This is a genomic window from Frankia sp. Mgl5 (genome assembly GCF_023242985.1).
GTDB lineage: Bacteria > Actinomycetota > Actinomycetes > Frankiales > Frankiaceae > Parafrankia > Parafrankia soli.
This window is the reverse complement of record NZ_JALKFY010000328.1, coordinates 1-239: the sequence shown is the minus strand read 5'-3', so window position 1 is coordinate 239 and position 239 is coordinate 1. Positions and strand designations below refer to the sequence as shown.

Annotated in this window: 1 protein-coding gene; it reads right to left on the bottom strand. The window is 53.6% G+C overall.

All coding sequences use genetic code 11. The features are described 5' to 3' along the window. Nucleotides 1–239: HAD-IC family P-type ATPase (locus MXD62_RS09540; protein ID WP_248828995.1), on the bottom strand; the 239-nt coding region annotated here is incomplete at both ends.

The window sequence follows — 239 nt, the reverse complement described above, 5'->3', positions numbered from 1 at the left end:
CTTGAAATACTTCATCGCTGTGCCATAGATGGGTGACGGTCATTTTATTTTGCGTCAGAGTTCCCGTTTTGTCGGAGCAGATCACCGATGCACAGCCCAATGTCTCTACCGAAGGCAGCTTCCGGACGATGGCGTTTCGCTTGATCATTCGCTGTACGCCCAAAGCCAACGCAATCGTCACAATCGCAGGCAATCCTTCCGGTATCGCTGCTACCGCCAGGCTCACACCGGCCAGAAAC